Source organism: Sphingomonas gilva, from assembly GCF_003515075.1.
Classification (GTDB): domain Bacteria; phylum Pseudomonadota; class Alphaproteobacteria; order Sphingomonadales; family Sphingomonadaceae; genus Sphingomonas; species Sphingomonas gilva.
On sequence record NZ_QWLV01000001.1, the window covers coordinates 38,873 to 56,892 of the forward strand.

Genomic DNA, 18,020 nt, shown 5'->3' on the forward strand with positions numbered 1-18,020 from the left:
GTTCCGGGGTCCATCGTGCCGCTAGGTTCGCCCTTGAGAAGCGAGTGCTGCGCTCGCGGCGCCATGGACCCCGGAACAAGTCCGGGGTGACGGAAATGGGAATATGCGCGCGCCATAACCAGTTGAAGGTCGATTGATCCTAGGCGCGCTCGGCCCGCGTCAGGCTGAGGAACACGTCCTCCAGATCGGCCTCGCGTGTGGAGACGTCGACGATGCCCAGGCCGCCCGCCTGCACCGCCGCCAGCACCTCGCCCGCGTTGACCTTGGCCTTGTCATAGGTGATCGCCAGCACGCGCTCGCCGATCAGCTCGATCTTCTGGAAGCAGCTCGCATCGGGCGGCGCAGCCACGTCGCGGTCGACGGTAACCTCCACGCGCTTCTCGGTCGCCTTGCCGACCAGCTGGCGGGTCGGCTCGTTGGCGATCAGCCGGCCATGGTTGATGATGGCGATCCGGTCGCACAGCTCTTCGGCCTCTTCGAGGTAGTGCGTCGTCAGCACCACCGTGACGCCGCCCGCGTTCAGCTCGCGGACATAGGCCCAGAGCTGCTGGCGAAGCTCGATATCGACCCCCGCGGTCGGTTCGTCGAGCACCAGCACCGGCGGCGAATGGACCATCGCCTTGGCCACCATCAGCCGGCGTTTCATCCCGCCCGAAAGCGTGCGGGCATAGGCGTCCGCCTTGTCCTCCAGATGCACCGCGCGCAGCAGGTCGAGCGACCGGCGCCGCGTCCTGGGCACACCGTACAGCCCGGCCTGGATCTCCAGCGTCTCGAACGGGGTGAAGAAGGGATCGAACAGGATCTCCTGGTTGACGATGCCGATCGACGCCTTGGCGTTCCTCGGATGCGCGTCGATGTCGAAGCCCCAGATGCTCGCCCGCCCGCCGGTCTTGTTGACGAGGCCCGCGAGGATGTTGATCAGCGTCGACTTGCCCGCGCCGTTGGGGCCGAGCAGCCCGAAGATGCTGCCCTCGGCCACGGAGAAGGACACGTCGTCCAGCGCCTGCTTGCCGCCCTGATAGACCTTGGAAAGGCCCTCGATCTCGATCGCCGCGTCGCTCATCGCGGCGACGCATAGCCGCGTGAGAGCCCGCCCGCCAAGCACAACGCAAAATTAACCATGCGGCTTCACCATTGCTGAAGCCGTCCCGACTAGACGGCGGAATGTGGGGACCATGTGGGGACATAGGTCGCGGCGTGCAGCACTTGCCTGCGCGCTGCTGTCGGCTGCGCTTGGCGGGGGCCAGGCGCAGGCGCAAACGGAGACGGCGGTGGCCAAGGCCATCACCCTCCGGCCGCTCTCTATCGTCAAGCTCCGCGACCTGGAATTCGGCAACCTGATTGCCGGACCGGCCGCGGGCACGGTGACGATCGATGCGGACGACGACTCACGCAGCACCACCGGCGGCGTGGGGGCCGCCGGTGGTGCGCCGCAAGCCGCGCAATTCTACACCTATGGCGGGCCGCGCCAGTTCATCTATGTGACGCGCGGGCCCTTGCCGGTGCTGACGCGCGCGGGCGGCGGCGCGACGATGAACGTCAGCCAGCTGACCCTCAATGGCGCGACCTTCCGCTATCTCGACGATGCCGGCATCCTCGATCTGCGCGTCGGCGGGCAGCTCAATGTCGGCGCCAACCAGATGGCCGGCGAATATTCCGGCAGCTTCACCATCACCGTCACCTATTTCTGAAAGGATCGGCGCGATGCGGCCCCTGTTCACCCTGTGCGCGATCGGCGCGGCGGCCATTCCGGGCGCGGCGGCGGCGCAGTCCGCGACCGGCCAGGGCGAGGTGGTGATCGTCCGCCCGCTGTCGCTGGTCAATACCGAGGATCTGCGCTTCGGCAGCCTGATCGCGGGAACGGCGGGGGGCAGCGCGGTGATCAGCCAAACCAGCGGCGCGCGGATGGTGACCGGCGGCGTCACCGGCGCGCCCGGCGATTTCGGCCCGGCGCAGTTCGTCACCGCCGGGCTCGCCAGCATCGTCGTGATCATCTCGGTCGACAATGCGACGACGATCACCCGCGCCGGCGGCGGCGCGTCGATGAACGTGACCGACATCGCCACCAACCGTCCGGCGGTGAGCCTGTTTCCCGGAAGCGGCGTGATCGACATCAATGTCGGCGGGCGGCTGACCGTCGCCGCCAACCAGATGCCGGGCGACTATGCCGGCACGTTCAACCTGACGGTGTTCTACCTCTGATTGCGCCGATTGCGCGGGCGGGGCGGCGTTGCTAACGCAAGCGCCGCCATGATCGAACCGCCCGAAACCGTCCGCACCAGCCAGACCCGCGTCGCCTGCGACGGGGCGACCGACATTCCCGGCGGCGCCGCGCTCGGCCATCCGCGCGTGTGGCTGGAGATCGATCCCGAGATCGGCCATGTCGATTGCGGCTATTGCGACCGGCGCTTCATCCTGATCGGCGGCCCGGCGGACGGTCCGCAGGCCGGCGAGGGCCGCGACATCGGGGATGGCGCGGGGGCCTGAGCAGCCTATATCGGAGGGCATGGCCCACATATCCGATCCCCGCTCGTTCCTCTACGATCCCGATCTGCTCGATCCCGAACGCGCCCAGGCGCTGGTCGCGGACGCGCTGGCCAGGGCGGACGATGGCGAGCTCTACCTGCAATATCGCAAGACCGAGGCGTTCGGCTTCGACGACGGGCGGCTGAAAACCGCCGACTATGCGACGCATTCGGGCTTCGGCCTGCGCGGCATATCGGGCGAGACCACCGCCTTCGCCCACGCCAACGAGATTTCCGCCGCGGCGATCGCGCGCGCGGGCGAGACGCTCGCGCTGCTCGATCCGACCAAGGCCGCGCGCGCCGCGCCGCCGCAGAAGACCAATGCGCGGCTCTACACCGACGCCGATCCGCTCGATCTCGTCCCCTTCGCCGACAAGGTCGCGCTGTGCCAGCGGATCGACGCGGCCGCCCGTGGGCGCGATCCGCGCGTCGCGCAGGTGTCGGTGACGCTGCAGGGATCGTGGAGCGTGGTCGAGATCGTCCGCGCCGACGGCACGATCGCCACCGACGTCCGCCCGCTGGTGCGCCTCAACGTCTCGATCGTCGCCGAGCAGGGCGGAAGGCGCGAATCGGGCTTTTTCGGCCTTGGCGGTCGCCATCTTTACGACCGGCTGTTCGACGAGAGCGTCTGGACCCGCGCGATCGACGAGGCGCTGGCCCAGGCGCTGACCAACCTCGAATCGGTCGCCGCCCCTGCGGGGGAGATGACCGTGCTGCTCGGCCCCGGCTGGCCGGGCATCCTGCTCCACGAAGCGATCGGGCATGGTCTGGAGGGCGATTTCAACCGCAAGGGCACCAGCGCCTTTTCCGGCCGCATCGGCGAGCGCGTCGCCGCGCCCGGCGTGACGGTGGTCGACGACGGCTCGATCCTCGACCGCCGCGGATCGCTCACCATCGACGACGAAGGCACCCCGACGCGCGAGACCGTTCTGATCGAGGACGGCATCCTCAAGGGCTATATGCAGGACCGGCTGAACGCCCGGCTGATGGGGGTCGAGCCCACCGGCAACGGGCGGCGCGAAAGCTTCGAGCATGCGCCCATGCCACGCATGACCAACACCTTCATGAAGGGCGGCGACGACGACCCGGCCGAATTGCTCACACGCGTGAAGAAAGGGATTTTTGCCAAGAGCTTCGGCGGCGGTCAGGTCGATATCGTCTCGGGCAAGTTCGTTTTCAGCTGCACCGAAGCCTACACCATCGAGAACGGCCGCCTCGGCGCGCCGATCAAGGGCGCGACCCTCATCGGCGACGGCCCCACGGTGCTTACCAAGGTCAAGGGCATCGGCAACGATTTCGCTCTCGACGAAGGCGTCGGCATCTGCGGCAAGGCCGGCCAGAGCGTGCCCGCGGGCGTTGGCCAGCCGACCCTGCTGGTCGAAGGCCTGACCGTCGGCGGGACGGCGATGTGAGCCCCGCCTGATGGCGCTGATCGAGCTCGGCCGGTTCGACCGGATGGAGGCGCACATGGTCCGCGCCAAGCTGGAGGCCGCCGGGCTTCACGCCTTCGTCTTCGACGGCGAGGCGAGCATCGCCGACGGCAGCCAGTTCCTGATCCCCGCGCGCGTGATGGTCGACGACGAGGATCTGGCCGAAGCGCGCGCGATCATCGACGCTCCTGCCTGAAAAACAGGCAGTCTTTCGCAACTGCACAATAAATCGGCGGCAGCGGCATAACGTTGCTGCGCCGCCCGCGTGAATCTCGCGGAATCGTTAGCGCAAAGACATCTGGCATGCCGCTTGCGTTGCGTGACCCCGGCACGGGCCGACTATTCGGGGGACGCGCATGAAGCTGATCATCGCCATCATCAAACCATTCAAGCTCGACGAGGTGCGCGAGGCGCTCGCCGATGTCGGCGTCGCGGGCATGACCGTGACCGAGGTCAAGGGCTTCGGCCGGCAAAAGGGCCAGACCGAGATCTACCGGGGCGCCGAGTACAGCACCAACATGGTGCCCAAGATCAAGATCGAGGTGGTCTGCGACAGCGCCATGTCGGACCGCGTGGTCGAGGCGATCCAGCAATCGGCCAACACCGGCGCGATCGGCGACGGCAAGATCTTCGTGCTCGACGTCGGCCAGGCGGTGCGCATCCGCACCGGCGAAACCGACGTGACCGCACTTTGAGCTGAAGGGGGAAAGATGAAAAACGCTCTCAAGATTGCAGGTGGGCTCGGGCTTGGCCTGTTCGCGGCTCTGCCGGCCTGGGCGCAGGAGGCCGCCGCCGCCGCGCCGACGCCCGACAAGGGCGACACCGCCTGGATGATCATGGCGACCGTGCTGGTGATGGCGATGATCGTCCCCGGCCTCGCGCTGTTCTACGGCGGCCTGGTCCGCACCAAGAACATGCTGTCGGTGCTGACCCAGACGCTCGCCGTCGCCAGCCTGGCGATGCTGCTCTGGGTGATCTACGGCTACGGCCTCGCCTTTGGCGGCGACTTCAACCAGTTCCTGTCCTCGGGCAAGTTCTTCCTCGCGGGCGTCACCGCGGATTCGACCGTGGCGACCTTCACCGACGGGGTGGTGATCCCCGAATTCGTCTTCATCGCCTTCCAGATGACCTTCTCCGCGATCACCGTCGCGCTCGTCGTCGGCGGCCTCGTCGAGCGTCTGAAGTTCAGCGCGCTGATGGTCTTCGCCATCGTCTGGCTGACGATCGTCTATTACCCGATCGCGCACATGGTCTGGTATCTGGGCGGAGACGACGCCTCGACCGGCCTGATCTTCGGCTGGGGCGCGCTCGATTTCGCTGGCGGCACCGTCGTCCACATCAATGCCGGCGTCTCGGCGCTGGTCGGCGCGATCATCCTGGGCAAGCGGATCGGCTATCAGAGAGAGATCATGGCGCCGCATTCGCTGACCATGACGCTGATCGGCACCGGCCTGCTCTGGGTCGGCTGGTTCGGCTTCAACGCGGGCTCCGCGCTCGAGGCCAACGGCTCGGCGGGCCTCGCGCTGCTCAACACCTTCGTCGCGACCGCGGCGGGCGTGCTGTTCTGGATGCTCGGCGAGAAAATGGGCGGCCACAAGTCCTCGCTGCTCGGCGCCTGCTCGGGCGCGATCGCCGGCCTGGTCGCGGTGACGCCCGCGGCGGGCAATTCGGGTCCGTTCGGCGCGATCCTGCTCGGCGCGGTCGCGGGTCTCGCCTGCTTCTGGGTGGTCACCGCGCTCAAGCCGAAGATGGGCTTCGACGATTCGCTCGACGTGTTCGGCATCCACGGCGTCGGCGGCATCATCGGTTCGATCGGCACCGCCTTCACCATGCTGCCCGCATTGGGCGGGCCGGGCGCCGCGGATTACGCGCTGGGCAGCCAGCTCGGCATCCAGGTGATGTCGGTGGTTGTCGCGATCGTCTGGGCCGCGGTCGGCTCCGCAATCGCCTTCTTCATCGCCAAGGCGGTGACCGGCCTGCGCGTCACCCCCGAAGTCGAGCGCGAAGGCCTCGACCTCGGCGAGCATGGCGAGCGCGCCTACAATTATTGAAGAGGTTCCTCCTGCGAACGACTGGGGCCGGTGTGGCGACACGCCGGCCTCTTTTTATCTTCCTTCGCGAAGCAGGGGAGAGGGCCGCACGTAGTGCGGTGGAGGGGCAGGCCGCGAGCGATTCGCTTGTGGCATTCCCCCCTCCACCAGCCTGCGGCTGGTCCCCCTCCCCCTGCTTCGCATGGGGAGGATTTATTGGAGTGCCTCCTTCACGAACTCCGCGGCGCGCCAGCCGATCATGATCGAGGGAGCGTTGGTGTTGCCCGAGACGAGGCGGGGCATGATCGAGGCGTCGGCGATCCACAGGCCTTCAACCCCGCGCACCTTGAGCGCCGGATCGCACACCGCATCTTCGTCCGCCCCCATCCGCGCGCTACCGACGGGGTGATAGACGGTATCGGCGCGGTCGCGGATCATGGCGTCGAGCGCTGCGTCGTCGCGCAGATCGATCGGGTGCCGGTCCTTGGGCTTGTGCCCGTCTAGCGGCGGCGCGGCGCAGATGCGATGGGTGAGGCGGACGCCTTCGCGCAATATCCGCATGTCGTAATCGGTGGTGAGGAAGGCGGGATCGATCAAGGGCGGCGCGGCGGGATCGGTCGAGCCCAATCGCACCGTCCCCCGGCTTTCGGGACGCAGCACGCAGACATGGCACGAGAAGCCGTGGCCCTTCACCTTGGTGCGGCCGTGATCCTCGAGCACGGCGGGGACGAAGTGGAACTGGATGTCGGGCGCGGGCGCGTCGCGGTCGACCCGCCAGAAGCCGCCCGCCTCTGCATAGGGCGTGGTCATCGCGCCGGTGCGCTTGAGCCGGTGCTCGATCACCGCCTTCACCATCGTCCACAGGCCGCCAAGCGACTGGCCCATGAAGGTCCGCCCCTCGGTCTCGAACCCCGCGACATAATCGACATGGTCCTGCAGGTCCGATCCGACCGCGGCGCAATCGCGCACGACGGGAATGTCATGTTCGGCGAGATGCGCGCCCGGCCCGATGCCGGAGAGCATCAGCGTCTGCGGCGTGCCGAACGCGCCACCTGCCACCACCACGCCCCCCTTCGCGCGGATCGTCTCGCGCCGGCCGCCGCGCACGATCACCACGCCCGAGGCGCGGCCATCGGCGATCAACACACGCTCGACCACCGCGCCGGTGCGGATGTCGAGGTTCGCCCGGCCCTTGGCCGAATCGAGAAAGGCGCGCGCCGCCGACCAGCGTTCGCCGCCTTTCTGCGTGGTCTGGTAGAGGCCGAAGCCCTCTTGGCCGGGCCCGTTAAAATCGTCGTTCAGCGGCAGCTGCAGATTGGCCGCGGCCTCGACGAAGGCGCGGCTGCCGGGGTTGGGCCAATGTTGGTCGCTGACCGACAGCGGCCCGTCCGCGCCGTGCCAGGCATCCGCGCCCCGCTCGTTCGCCTCGCACGCCTTGAATACCGGCAGCACATCGTCCCAGCCCCAGCCGGTGCAGCCGAGATCCCGCCAATTGTCGTAATCCCACGCGCTCCCACGGATATAGAGCATCGCGTTGATCGCGCTCGATCCGCCCAGCCCGCGACCGCGCGGCTGGTATCCGGTGCGCCCGTTCAGCCCCCGCTGCGGGACGGTGTCGAACCGGTAGTTCGACCGCTCACGGATGAAGGGCATAAAGCCCGGGGTGCGGATGAAGACATCGTCGTTGCGCCCGCCCGCCTCGACCACGCAGACCGAGAGATCGGGGTCCTCGCTCAGGCGGCCCGCGGCGGCGCTGCCGCCCGATCCTCCGCCGACGACGATGATGTCGAACTCGTCCATGCGTCCTGCGCCTCCCCATGTTTCGCGGCCCAGCGCGCCTTGATCATGGCGCTGGTGTCGCGCGATCCGTCGTGGCTCCAGCCGGGCTCGCGGATCATGTAGTTCAGTTTGTTGCGCCAGCCGGGCGCGCGCCACACATCCTTCGCGATGCCGATCCATTCGTGCGTCGCCGCCCACAGGATGTTGAAGCTGCCGAGGTTGCGGACGATGCCGTAGCGGGGCCTGTCGTCGTCGCGCTCGGCGACGAAGGTGCCGAACAGCTTGTCCCACACGATGAACACGCCGGCATAGTTGGCGTCGAGATAGCGCGCGTTGGTCGCGTGGTGGACGCGGTGGTGGCTGGGCGTGTTCATCACCGCCTCAAACCAGCGCGGCATCCGGCCGATCGTCTCGGTGTGGATCCAGAACTGATAGACCAAGTTCACCCCGGCGACGAAGAAGACGAGCGGGGGCGGAAAGCCGATCAGGAACAAGGGCAGCCGGAACAGGAAGCCGAGGCTGAAGAAGCCGGTCCAGGTCTGCCGGAGCGCGGTCGACAGATTATAATGCTGCGACGAGTGATGGATGACGTGGCTCGCCCAGAACCAGCGCACGCGGTGTGCGCTGCGGTGGAAGACGTAATAAGCGAGGTCGTCGAGCACGAAGGCGACCGGGAACACCCACCAGGCATAGCCGATGTCGAACAGGGCGAACTGATGGACCCACATGGCAAGCGCGACGACCAGGCCGCCCGAGAGTATGCCGGCGATGGTGCTGCCGAAGCCGAGCCCGAGCGAGGTCAGCGTGTCCTTCGGGCAATAGCGCCGCCGATCCTTCAGCCGCGCGACCAGCATCTCGGCCAGCACGAGCAGGACGAAGGCCGGAATGGCGAGATCGACGGGATCGGGTAGGTCGGGCACGGGCTTGTGCTTACACCAGTGTCAGCAGCTTGTCGCTATCCGGAATCGCGATGCGGCCGAAGCCGCTCTCACCGCTGTCGATAGTGGCAAGTCCCGCATCGCGCGCGATCCGTAGGGGTGGACGCATTCGCCGCGCGGCGATCTGCGCGCCGTGGAGCTTCAACAGCGCGACGCTTCCGTCGGCTCCCGTCACCAGCGCGGCCTTGCCGTCCTCGGCGACCACCGCGTCGATCGAGGCGAAGCCCGACAGCGCGTCCTCTGCCGCCGCTTTCGCCTCGTCCTCGCTCGCGATGCCGCCGCCGCCCAGCCCCAGCGCCCAGGCGATCCCCGCCAATGCGAGCACCGCGGCGAGGCTGCCGCCGAGCAGCGCCCAATTCATTTGGCGGCGCGCATCTGGTCGAGCAACGGGCGCAGATTGGAGAGATCGTAGCCCGCGCCGGCCGCCTTCTCGATCAGCGTGTCGGCATCGTCGCCCAGCCGCGCGCGGGCGAGCGCCCATAGATTGGCCGAGCGCGTGCCCGACCGGCAATAGGCCAGCACCGGGCCGTTGGCGCTCTCGATCACCTCGACCAGCGCGTCGACCTGCGGCAGCGAAAAGCCGGCATGGGTGACGGGGATCGCCCGATAGGACAGCCCATGCTCCGCCGCGACGCGCGCGATCTCGGCGCCTTCGGGCTGATTCGCCTCCTCGCCGTCGGGCCGGTTGTTGACCAGCGCGACATAACCGGCCTGCGCGGCGGGACCGAGGTCCTCGGAAGTGAGCTGCGGCGCGACGGCGAAGTGCGAATCGAGCGGGCGGATGTCGGTCATGGCTTAGGGTCCGGTTGCGCGCTGGGACTGATCGCGATGTGCGAAAGGTAAGGAAGGTCACGCCACGTCTTCGCGAGCGTGCGGCGAACCGAGCGGATTGGCCGGCGGGGCGTAGAAGAGAAGCAGGGCCGAGCGGGGATCATCGGCCGAGTCCAGCACGCGAAATCCTATTAGGAAAGCGAAAAAGTCAGACCATCCAGCTTCCAGCCTGACTCTTTCCGGACAAAATGAATCTCCTTGTCCGGTCGCGACGAGCAGCTGCGTCAGCGGCGCATCGAAGCACAAGCGGTTCAGGCGCCAGGAAAGCGACGTCGTTCCGCCATCTCCCCGATCGCGCCCCGGATCGCCTGCTCGACCGGCGAATAATCGTGGTCCGGGCGATCGAGGCGGATCGGCTCGCGCGGCAGGAGCGGCGGTTGCGCCAAGAAGCGCGGCCGAGTCCCGCGATGGCGTTGCGCCGCGTGGACGATGAAGGGATGGCACAGATAGACCGTACCCGCCTCGCCGACGGCGAGCACCTCCGGCCGGCCGGCCGATCCGGCAAAGCCGTCGGCGGCCAGCTCGCGCAGGGTCAGCCCGGAATCGCTGGCTGGGGCGAGCTGCCGGGCAATATCGATGTGCGATCCCGCCCGGATGCGCGTCGGCGCGTCCTCGGGCCCGACATCCGAGAAGAGGAACAGCATCAGCAGCACCCGGCCCCTGCTGGCCACATTGGCGCGCCATTCCATGAAGTCCGGATTGTCCTCGCCGAAGCTCACATCGATATGCCAGCCATCGTCGCCGGGATCGATCGGCGAGGGAAAGCGGACCGGGAAGGTGCCGAGCGCGCCGAGGGGCAGCCAGCGCCCCGGCCCGACGAGTTGATCGAACGCGGCGTGGAGCAGCGGCATGTTCGCCGCTTCGCGAAAGGGCGGTTGGCCATATTGACCCAGCCGAACGACGGGCCGGGTCCATGTCGAGCGGTCGTGCGGATCACAGCCGGTGTCGCGCCACAGGATCGCGCGGGCCTGCTCGGCCAGCGCTTTCGGAAAGGCGCGGTCGATGCGAACGAAGCCGTTATCGATGAAGGACGCGATGCTTGCGGCGTCGAGCGCATGCGCGGTTTCAAGGCCCATGATGTGTTTCCAATCAAATTGTACAGGCGATCGCGGGCGCAGGCGAAACGCCGCCGGTTCGGGTACTCGTCGTCCACTCAGACGAGCAGAAAGGCGGCCGCGCGATTGAAGATGGTGAACATCATGGCAGCATCAGAATAGGAACGGTCGCCACCGATGCAAGCCGTGAAAGCGCATTGTCATACGCATTGAGCATTATCGTGCATCGCAGCCAAGCGGCTTGTGCCGCCGGGCCAAGCACGACAAGTTCCGCGCGTTTCAAGGAAATTCGGGGGTCAAGATGAAGCGACAGCTACTTTGCGCGACCTGGCTGCTGTTTGCCGGAGCCCTGATCGGCGAGCCGGCCTTCGCCGGCTGTTCCGAAGCCGCGACCGAGAGGAGCGCGCGCGAGGCGGCCTTCGCGGAACAGGTCAGCGCCCGGACCCCGACCTATCTCGAGGATTTCGGCGTACCGGGCGGCGCGGTGGTGGTGATCGAGGACGGCCGGGTGATTCTCGCGCGCGGGTTCGGCGTGGCGAACCTGGCCACCGCGACGGCGGTCGGCCCCGAAACGCTGTTCAACATCGGATCGACCTCCAAATCGGTGGCGGCATGGGGGGCGATGCACCTGGTGGGCGAAGGCAAGCTGTCACTCGACGAGCCGGTCGACGCGCGGCTGAAGCGCTGGCATCTTCCCCCATCGCCGCATCCGGTGTCGGGCGTCACCTTGCGCCGGCTGCTCAGCCATACAGCGGGTCTGTCGGTGTCGGGCTATCGCGGCTGGGGGCCTGACGACCTCATCCCGACATTGGAACAATCGCTGTCCGGCCAGGCGAACGGCGCCGGCGCGGTCGTGCTGGAGGCGGCGCCGGGTTCGCGCTGGTCCTATTCGGGCGGCGGCTACACGCTGATGCAATTGCTGGTCGAGGAAACCGCGGGCAAGCCGTTCGCGGACCATATGCGCGACGCCGTCCTTCGCCCGCTCGGCATGGACGACAGCAGCTTCGCTCTGACCGCCGACGTGCTTGGCCGCGCCGCGCGAGCCTATGACGAACTGGGCGAGGAGACGCCTACGCCGCGGTTCGCCGAGCTCGCCGCTGCGGGCATGTATGCGACCGTCGGCGACATGGCCTGCTACGCGCTGGCGTCGATCGGCGACCCGCGATCGGGGGCGGTGCTGAAGCCGGGCATGCTTGACCTGATGACCGCGCCCGCGCCCGCCACCAATGGACGCTGGGGACTGGGCTATTCGATCCAGGCGGCGGGCGAGGGCTTTCCGGACGGCGTGGCGCGCGTCGGCCATGACGGCGGCAATCGCGGCTGGCAGAGCTTCTTCTGGGTCAGCCGATTCCAGCGCGACGGACTGATCGTCCTCACCAACGGATCGAACGGCTGGAACGTATCGAACCAGCTGGTCGCCGACTGGATGGAATGGAAGACGGGCAAGCGGCTGTCGATCCCGCGCTCGATCGCGGCGACGATCCTTGGGCCTTTGCACGAAGGCGGCGTTTCGGCCGCGATCGCGCGCTACGAAGCACTGAAGACGCAAGAAACGCGTCCGAACTACATCTTCAACCCGGGCGAGCTCAATCGGCTGGGCTATTCCCTGCTGCGCAAGGGCCGGGTGCAAGACGCCATCGCTTTGTGGGAGCTCAACGCGCGGGAATATCCAGACGATTGGAACGTTCACGACAGCCTGGGCGACGGCTATGCCGCGGCCGGGCCCGATTTCGCGAGCAAGGCGATGGCAAGCTTCCGCCGGTCGCTGGCGCTGAATCCTGCCAACAGCCATGCGCGCGAGATGATCCCGCGTATTGAGAGGGGCGAATCCATCTCGCTGTGAGGCGCGGCAGGCGGTGGATCACGCCCATTCCCGCACCACCGCGAGGAAGGCGTCGCCATAAGCCTCCAGCTTGCGCGCGCCGACGCCGCTGACCAGCGCCATTTCGGAGAGGTCGCGCGGGCGGAGCCGGGCCATGTCGCGCAGCACCGAATCGTGGAAGACGACATAGGGCGGCACGCCCGCTTCCTTCGCCAGATCGCGGCGTGCGGCCCGCAGCGCCTCGAACAGCGGATCGCCGATCGGGTTGGCCGCGGCGCTTCGGTCGGCGCGGCGGCGGCGTTCGCGCTTGGGCGGGACGACGATCTCGACCGCCGCCTCGCCCTTCAGGATCGCGCGCGCGTCTCCCCCCAGCGCGAGGCCGCCATGCTCGGTCGGCACCAGGCTGCCGCGCGCCTGCAAGGCGCGGGCGAGCGGGCGGATCAGCCCCGCCTCCTCGCCCGCGACGATGCCGAAGACGCTCAGACGATCATGCCCCAGCCGATCGATGCGGTCGTCGTTCGCGCCCGTCAGCACCTTTTCGACATGGCCGATGCCGAAGCTCTGGCCGGTGCGATAGACCGCGGAGAGCAGCTTGCGCGCCGTCTCGGTCGCGTCGATCACCCCGGGCGCATTCAGGCAATTGTCGCAATTGCCGCAGGTCTCGGGCGGGTCCTCGCCGAAATGGCGGAGCAGCACCGCGCGCCGGCAACCCGGCGTCTCGACCAGCCCGGCGAGCGCGTCGAGCCGGGCGCGCTCGCCGGCCAAGCGCGCTTCATCGACCTCGTTCAGCCGCGCCCGCGCCCGCGCGAAATCCTCCGCGCCCCAGAACATGTGCGCGACCGACGGATCGCCGTCGCGCCCCGCGCGGCCGGTTTCCTGATAATAGGCCTCGATCGACTTGGGGATGCCGGCATGGGCGACGAATCGCACGTCGGGCTTGTCGATGCCCATGCCGAAGGCGACCGTGGCGACGATCACCATATCCTCGCTGGCGACGAAATCGGCCTGATTGCGCGCGCGCACCGCGGGATCGAGCCCGGCATGATAGGCGCGCGTCGGCCGGCCCGTCGCCGCCAGCTGCCCGGCGAGCTTCTCCGCCCCGCTGCGCGTCTGCGCATAGACGATGCCCGGCCCCGGCGTCTCCGCGATCAGCGCCGCGATCTGCCGCGCGGTGTTGGCCTTGGGGGTGATCGCATAGCGGATGTTGGGCCGGTCGAACCCGGCTACGATCAGGCCATCATCGGGAATACCGAGCTGCGTCAGGATATCGGCGCGGGTGTGCGCGTCGGCGGTGGCGGTGAGCGCGAGGCGGGGGACGTCGGGATGCGCGTCCATCAGCGGCTTGAGCAGCCGATAGTCGGGGCGGAAATCGTGACCCCATTCGGATACGCAATGCGCCTCGTCGATGGCGAACAGGCTCAGCCGCCCCTCGCCGAGCAGCCGGCGGAAGCCCTCGCTTGAGGCGCGTTCGGGCGCGACGTAGAGCAGATCGAGATCGCCGCTGCGGAACCGCGCGCGCGTCTCGGCCTGGTTGGTGTCGACCGAGGTCAGCGTCGCCGCGCGGATGCCGACCGCCTCGGCCGCGCGCAGCTGATCGTGCATCAGTGCGATGAGCGGCGAGATGACGATACAGGTGCCCGGCATCGCCAGCGCCGGCAGCTGGTAGCAGAGCGACTTGCCCGCGCCGGTGGGCATCACCGCGAGCGTGTTGGCGCCGGCCAGCACGCGGTCCACCACCTGGCGCTGGACGCCGCGAAAGCCTTCGAATCCGAATGTGGTGCGGAGCAGCGCCGCCAGATCGACCATCAGCGCCTTATAGGCATCGCGCCGGGCTTGGCCACCGGCGACGCGTCAGGCGGCGCGTTCGAGCGCTCCGACCTTTTCGTCCGCCGCAGGCGTCGCCCCGATCGCGCCGGTCACCGGCATCGGCGCGGGATGGCCGAGCAGGAAGCCCTGCACCTCGTCGCAGCCTTCGCGGATCAGCACGCTCAGCTGCTCGTCGGTCTCGATGCCCTCGGCGAGCACGGGGATGGCGAGGCTCTTGCCCAGCGCCAGCACCGCGCGGATGATCGCGGTCGCCTGCGGACTTCCTTCCAGTTCCGAGGTGAAGAAGCGATCGAGCTTGATCTTGTCGAACGGGAAGACGCGCAGCGTCTCCAGCGACGAATAGCCGGTGCCGAAATCGTCGAGCGCCACGCCGACGCCCAGCGCCTTGATCTGGCGGAGGATGTGCAGCGCGCGCTCACGGTTCGCCATGATCGCGGTCTCGGTCAGCTCGATCTCCAGCCGCCGCGGCGGCAGCCCCGAATCGAGCATCACCTGGTGGAACAGCCGCGGCAGATCGGCATGGGCGAGCTGAAGCGCCGACACGTTGACCGCGACGCGCGATTGGTGGTCCCAGCGCATCGCATCGAAGCAGGCGCGCCGCAGCACCCATTCGCCGAGGCTCAGGATCAGGCCGTTCTCCTCGGCGATGGGGATGAACACCGATGGCGGGATCGCCCCGCGTTCGGGGTGGGTCCAGCGCAGCAGCGCCTCATATCCGGTCACCTCACGCGTCGCGATCGACGCCTGCACCTGATAGTGCACGTCGAGCTCGTCATGCTCGATCGCGCGGCGCAGGTCGTTCGCGATCTCGCGGCGTTCGCGGATCGCCTCGTCCAGCTCGCTGTCATAATGGCAGGGACCGGGCGCGCTCTCGCACTTGGCCCGGTACATGGCGAGATCGGCGTTGTTGGTCAGCGCCTCGGCATCTCCCGCGTCGTCGGGAAAGACCGCGACGCCGATGCTCGCCCCCAGCCGCGCGTCGAACTGGCCGAGCGAGAGCGGCGCCTTGAGCGTCGCCTCGAGCAGAGCGGCGAACGCTACCAGCTGCGCGCGGTCGGTGAAGCGGGTGATCGCGACGAACTCGTCGCCGCCCAGCCGCGCGACCATGTCGTTCGGACCGATCGCCTGGCGCATCCGCTCGGCGAGCAGCACCAGCACGTCGTCGCCCGCCTTGTGGCCATGGACGTCGTTGATCTCCTTGAAGCGGTCGAGATCGATCGCGCACAGCCCGATCCGCCCGCCCGTCGTCCGTGCGGCGGCGATCTGGCGGTCGAGCTCGCCCTGGAAGCCGACGCGATTGGGCAGGCCGGTCAGCGCGTCGTTCATCGCCATGTGATGCAGGCGCTGCATCGCGTCCGAGCGCGTCTGGCGGTCGATCATCGCGGCGAACACGCCCGATGCGATCACCAGCAGCCCGATCAGCGCGGTGGCGAGCGCCAGCGCGCGCGCCTCCTCGGCCTCGAGCGCGAGATCGCTTCCCATCATCGGCCGGATGTTCATCGCGGTCATCGCGACGAAGTGCAGCGTCGCAATGGCGACGACGATCAGGACGGTACCCAGCGCGACGCGGTGACGCGGCAGGCTGAGCGACCTGAGCACGGCGAGCGCCGCGCCGGCGAAGACACAGGCGCAGGCGACCGACGCGACGACGTAGCCCATGTCCCAGCTGACGGCGCCCTGCACGCGGTAGGCGGCCATGCCCATGAAGTGCATCGCCGAGATCGCGCCGCCGAACAGCGCGCCGCCGATCGCCGGAAGCGCGCGATCGGATCGCCACGCGGCGACGCTGAAGCCGGCGAAAGAGCCGACCACCGCGACGATCAGCGAACCGATCGTCAGCACCGGATCGAGCTGGACCGGCGCCTTGGCCTCGAACGCCAGCATCGCGACGAAATGGGTGCACCATATCGTCGCGCCCGCCGCGACCGAGGTGAGGAACACCCAGCCGAAGCGCTGCAGCCCGGGCACGTTGCACGCGCGCTCGAACATCTGGACGATGGCGAAGGCGCCCATGCCGCAGATCAGCACCGCGAGCGCGACCAGCCACGGATCATGCTCGATGGCGATACACAGGGCGACGTCGATCATGGCGGCTCCAGATGCCAGGCAACGGCGCATCTGGGCCGAATAGTCTTACAATAGCACTAACGCGTGCGCAATTTACGCAGTGCGCCTCCCCTTTCAGCGAGAAGGCGGTGATCGATAATCCTAAAGGCAGCCCTCGACATGCTGGATCGCCGGCCCGCCGGCATGGATCGCCGTGACGCGGTCGTCCTCGCCGATCTCGTAGCGGATGCCGCGCGCCGCGGGATCGCGAACGTCTTCACCGCCGCCGCCGCGCGCCCAGACGGTCAGATAGCCGCCCTCGGGATGGAGATAGGCGTGCGGCGTCGCGCCGATAGCGTCGCCATAGGCGGCGCGGACCCTGGCGGCATCGTCGCCCAGGCTGATGCCCCGGTCGGTCGCGATGTCGGCGTCGCGGACCAGCGAGATGCGGGCGAGCTTGCCGTCCTCGACCATCACCAGCATGCCTTGGGGCGCGCGCGCCGGGCGGAACTGGTCGCAGGCCTCGGGATCCGGCCCGCCTACCGCCGCCGGATCGGCGTCCCCGCCCAGCGCCGCTTCGATCTCGGCCCGGCTCATGCCGATCCGGAGCGGGCCCCAGCCATCGGCCGTGAGGGCCGTCTCCGTGGCGGGCGCACGCGCCGGCTCAGCCGGAGCGGCCGGCGGCGGCTGGCTGACGGGCGCAGCGGCGTTGCCGCTCTCTGCCTTATCGGCGGCTTCGGGCGCGCAAGCGGCCAAGGCCAGGACAAAGGCGATTGGAAACAGTCTCATGCCCATCCAACGCCGATGTCGGCGCGAACGATCCGAGATGCTTAGGGACGAACGTGGCGCCTCTGTTCCCGACGCCGAGCGCAAGGGCCTTTTCGTCGCTTCGCTCAGTTGTATCGCGTCTTCCTTCTCATCCTGGCGGCACCGAGCCGTAATCGGTGAAGTCGAGATCGGTGACGATCGGCGAATCGGGCGTGAGCTTCAGGAAATCGCGGCAGAATTCGGCGCTCTTGGTTTCGAGCGGCTCGAAATAGGGCGGGCTGGCGATGCCGCGGATCAGATAGTCCGTGTCATAGGCGAAATGCTTCGCGACCGCCTCCAGCTTGGCCTCGAGCGAGAAGTCGAAGTTGAGCGAGTTGCCGGCGAGCGCCCCTTCCGCCTTGAGCGCGGAGACGATGCCCATGCGCTGTTCGCGCGTCGCCGCCTTGTAGTTGACGATGCTGGCGAATTCGGCGCCGTGGGTGATCTTCGACACCCAGGCGCCGCCATAGTAATCGACGAAGCCCTGCGTGCCGGGCCGGACGCCGGGAAGCAGGCGCGCGCCCTTGGCGAACAGCGATCCCGGCACATGCTTGGCGTAGACGACGATGGTGACGTCATAATTGCTGACGCCGATGCTGGAGATCAGCTGCAGCTTCGATTCGGCGCTGCCGGTATCGACGATGACGACCCCGCCGCCGATCTTGAGGTCGAGGCTCATCGTCAGGCTCTGGTCGTCGACGCAGATGCGCGCGCGAACGCGGCTTTCGGCGTTGAGCTGGATGTGCTCGCCGGTCACGCCGGTCGACTTGCCGATCAGCCGCGGCGGACGGCCCACCGCCAGCGCGCCCTGGAACAGCGCGGCGGGCGGCGTCCACATCGCCTGGACCTCGCCCGGCGAATAATCCAGCTCGTACCGCCGATCGAGCGCCGCCTCGGTCAGATCCCCCGCCTTGTCGTCCATGTCCATTC

18 protein-coding genes are annotated in these 18,020 nt (G+C 68.2%); 8 read left to right on the top strand and 10 right to left on the bottom strand.

The features are described 5' to 3' along the window. Positions 1–139: 139 nt before the first annotated feature. Entirely contained in the window at positions 140–1,063 is a 924-nt protein-coding gene (locus D1610_RS00180; RefSeq protein WP_118862137.1) for an ABC transporter ATP-binding protein, read from the bottom strand. A gap of 208 nt (positions 1,064–1,271) precedes the next feature. Between D1610_RS00180 and D1610_RS00185 the strand changes: the two genes are divergently transcribed. From D1610_RS00185 to D1610_RS00215, 7 genes are all read left to right on the top strand, one after another. After that, the gene (locus tag D1610_RS00185; RefSeq protein ID WP_182466641.1) at positions 1,272–1,691 is read left to right on the top strand and encodes a DUF4402 domain-containing protein; all 420 of its coding nucleotides are present in this window, start codon (positions 1,272–1,274) and stop codon (positions 1,689–1,691) included. A 13-nt stretch (positions 1,692–1,704) separates the two neighbouring features. Continuing rightward, complete coding sequence (locus D1610_RS00190) at positions 1,705–2,202, top strand: DUF4402 domain-containing protein (RefSeq protein WP_182466642.1); 498 nt, start codon at positions 1,705–1,707, stop codon at positions 2,200–2,202. 48 nt (positions 2,203–2,250) lie between these two features. Then, positions 2,251–2,487: a zinc-finger domain-containing protein gene (locus D1610_RS00195; protein WP_118862140.1), complete on the top strand. Its 237-nt coding sequence runs from the start codon at positions 2,251–2,253 to the stop codon at positions 2,485–2,487. Between the two features lie 19 nt (positions 2,488–2,506). Next, positions 2,507–3,937 (top strand): metalloprotease TldD, encoded by a 1,431-nt coding sequence (tldD, locus tag D1610_RS00200; protein ID WP_118862141.1) that lies wholly within the window; start codon positions 2,507–2,509, stop codon positions 3,935–3,937. Positions 3,938–3,947: 10 nt separating this feature from the next. Continuing rightward, a complete protein-coding gene (locus tag D1610_RS00205; protein ID WP_118862142.1) occupies positions 3,948–4,151 on the top strand; it encodes a putative signal transducing protein in 204 nt (67 codons plus the stop codon). Positions 4,152–4,311: 160 nt separating this feature from the next. After that, complete coding sequence (locus tag D1610_RS00210; RefSeq protein WP_118862143.1) at positions 4,312–4,650, top strand: P-II family nitrogen regulator; 339 nt, start codon at positions 4,312–4,314, stop codon at positions 4,648–4,650. Positions 4,651–4,665: 15 nt separating this feature from the next. Continuing rightward, positions 4,666–6,006 (top strand): ammonium transporter, encoded by a 1,341-nt coding sequence (locus D1610_RS00215; RefSeq protein ID WP_118862144.1) that lies wholly within the window; start codon positions 4,666–4,668, stop codon positions 6,004–6,006. 192 nt (positions 6,007–6,198) lie between these two features. On the opposite strand, the gene D1610_RS00220 is transcribed toward D1610_RS00215, so the two are convergent. The 5 genes from D1610_RS00220 to D1610_RS00240 all read right to left on the bottom strand — a co-directional run bounded on the left by D1610_RS00220 (position 6,199) and on the right by D1610_RS00240 (position 10,609). Continuing rightward, positions 6,199–7,785, bottom strand: coding sequence for a GMC family oxidoreductase (locus D1610_RS00220; RefSeq protein WP_118862145.1), 1,587 nt, complete (start codon positions 7,783–7,785; stop codon positions 6,199–6,201). Beyond that, the gene (locus D1610_RS00225) at positions 7,719–8,684 is read right to left on the bottom strand and encodes a sterol desaturase family protein (protein ID WP_182466643.1); all 966 of its coding nucleotides are present in this window, start codon (positions 8,682–8,684) and stop codon (positions 7,719–7,721) included. Before D1610_RS00225 ends, D1610_RS00220 begins: the two co-directional genes overlap by 67 nt. A gap of 10 nt (positions 8,685–8,694) precedes the next feature. Beyond that, positions 8,695–9,063, bottom strand: coding sequence for a hypothetical protein (locus D1610_RS00230; RefSeq protein ID WP_118862146.1), 369 nt, complete (start codon positions 9,061–9,063; stop codon positions 8,695–8,697). Next, the gene (locus D1610_RS00235; RefSeq protein WP_118862147.1) at positions 9,060–9,494 is read right to left on the bottom strand and encodes a protein tyrosine phosphatase family protein; all 435 of its coding nucleotides are present in this window, start codon (positions 9,492–9,494) and stop codon (positions 9,060–9,062) included. The genes D1610_RS00230 and D1610_RS00235 overlap by 4 nt, the downstream gene beginning before the upstream one ends. A gap of 290 nt (positions 9,495–9,784) precedes the next feature. After that, positions 9,785–10,609 carry a phytanoyl-CoA dioxygenase family protein gene (locus D1610_RS00240; protein ID WP_118862148.1) on the bottom strand — a complete coding sequence of 275 codons (825 nt, stop codon included), beginning with the start codon at positions 10,607–10,609 and terminating at the stop codon, positions 9,785–9,787. A 280-nt stretch (positions 10,610–10,889) separates the two neighbouring features. Here D1610_RS00240 and D1610_RS00245 point away from each other — a divergent pair, with 280 nt between their 5' ends. Continuing rightward, positions 10,890–12,431 carry a serine hydrolase domain-containing protein gene (locus D1610_RS00245; RefSeq protein WP_147414235.1) on the top strand — a complete coding sequence of 514 codons (1,542 nt, stop codon included), beginning with the start codon at positions 10,890–10,892 and terminating at the stop codon, positions 12,429–12,431. Between the two features lie 18 nt (positions 12,432–12,449). On the opposite strand, the gene recQ is transcribed toward D1610_RS00245, so the two are convergent. The 4 genes from recQ to D1610_RS00265 form a co-directional block, all read right to left on the bottom strand. Beyond that, complete coding sequence (gene recQ, locus D1610_RS00250) at positions 12,450–14,216, bottom strand: DNA helicase RecQ (protein WP_118862150.1); 1,767 nt, start codon at positions 14,214–14,216, stop codon at positions 12,450–12,452. Between the two features lie 45 nt (positions 14,217–14,261). Further along, positions 14,262–16,325: a putative bifunctional diguanylate cyclase/phosphodiesterase gene (locus D1610_RS00255; RefSeq protein WP_245941877.1), complete on the bottom strand. Its 2,064-nt coding sequence runs from the start codon at positions 16,323–16,325 to the stop codon at positions 14,262–14,264. A gap of 120 nt (positions 16,326–16,445) precedes the next feature. Beyond that, positions 16,446–17,072, bottom strand: coding sequence for a hypothetical protein (locus D1610_RS00260; protein ID WP_222926898.1), 627 nt, complete (start codon positions 17,070–17,072; stop codon positions 16,446–16,448). A gap of 127 nt (positions 17,073–17,199) precedes the next feature. Then, complete coding sequence (locus tag D1610_RS00265) at positions 17,200–18,012, bottom strand: hypothetical protein (RefSeq protein WP_147414236.1); 813 nt, start codon at positions 18,010–18,012, stop codon at positions 17,200–17,202. Positions 18,013–18,020 lie beyond the last annotated feature (8 nt).

Bases quoted from the DNA above. Each gene is read 5' to 3' on its own strand.
- D1610_RS00180 (WP_118862137.1), bottom strand. From the start codon at position 1,063: ATGAGCGACGCGGCGATCGAGATCGAGGGCCTTTCCAAGGTCTATCAG.
- D1610_RS00190 (WP_182466642.1), top strand. From the start codon at position 1,705: ATGCGGCCCCTGTTCACCCTGTGCGCGATCGGCGCGGCGGCCATTCCG.
- D1610_RS00195 (WP_118862140.1), top strand. From the start codon at position 2,251: ATGATCGAACCGCCCGAAACCGTCCGCACCAGCCAGACCCGCGTCGCC.
- tldD (WP_118862141.1), top strand. From the start codon at position 2,507: ATGGCCCACATATCCGATCCCCGCTCGTTCCTCTACGATCCCGATCTG.
- D1610_RS00205 (WP_118862142.1), top strand. From the start codon at position 3,948: ATGGCGCTGATCGAGCTCGGCCGGTTCGACCGGATGGAGGCGCACATG.
- D1610_RS00210 (WP_118862143.1), top strand. From the start codon at position 4,312: ATGAAGCTGATCATCGCCATCATCAAACCATTCAAGCTCGACGAGGTG.
- D1610_RS00215 (WP_118862144.1), top strand. From the start codon at position 4,666: ATGAAAAACGCTCTCAAGATTGCAGGTGGGCTCGGGCTTGGCCTGTTC.
- D1610_RS00220 (WP_118862145.1), bottom strand. From the start codon at position 7,785: ATGGACGAGTTCGACATCATCGTCGTCGGCGGAGGATCGGGCGGCAGC.
- D1610_RS00230 (WP_118862146.1), bottom strand. From the start codon at position 9,063: ATGAATTGGGCGCTGCTCGGCGGCAGCCTCGCCGCGGTGCTCGCATTG.
- D1610_RS00235 (WP_118862147.1), bottom strand. From the start codon at position 9,494: ATGACCGACATCCGCCCGCTCGATTCGCACTTCGCCGTCGCGCCGCAG.
- D1610_RS00240 (WP_118862148.1), bottom strand. From the start codon at position 10,609: ATGGGCCTTGAAACCGCGCATGCGCTCGACGCCGCAAGCATCGCGTCC.
- D1610_RS00245 (WP_147414235.1), top strand. From the start codon at position 10,890: ATGAAGCGACAGCTACTTTGCGCGACCTGGCTGCTGTTTGCCGGAGCC.
- recQ (WP_118862150.1), bottom strand. From the start codon at position 14,216: ATGGTCGATCTGGCGGCGCTGCTCCGCACCACATTCGGATTCGAAGGC.
- D1610_RS00255 (WP_245941877.1), bottom strand. From the start codon at position 16,325: ATGATCGACGTCGCCCTGTGTATCGCCATCGAGCATGATCCGTGGCTG.
- D1610_RS00260 (WP_222926898.1), bottom strand. From the start codon at position 17,072: ATGAGACTGTTTCCAATCGCCTTTGTCCTGGCCTTGGCCGCTTGCGCG.
- D1610_RS00265 (WP_147414236.1), bottom strand. From the start codon at position 18,012: ATGGACGACAAGGCGGGGGATCTGACCGAGGCGGCGCTCGATCGGCGG.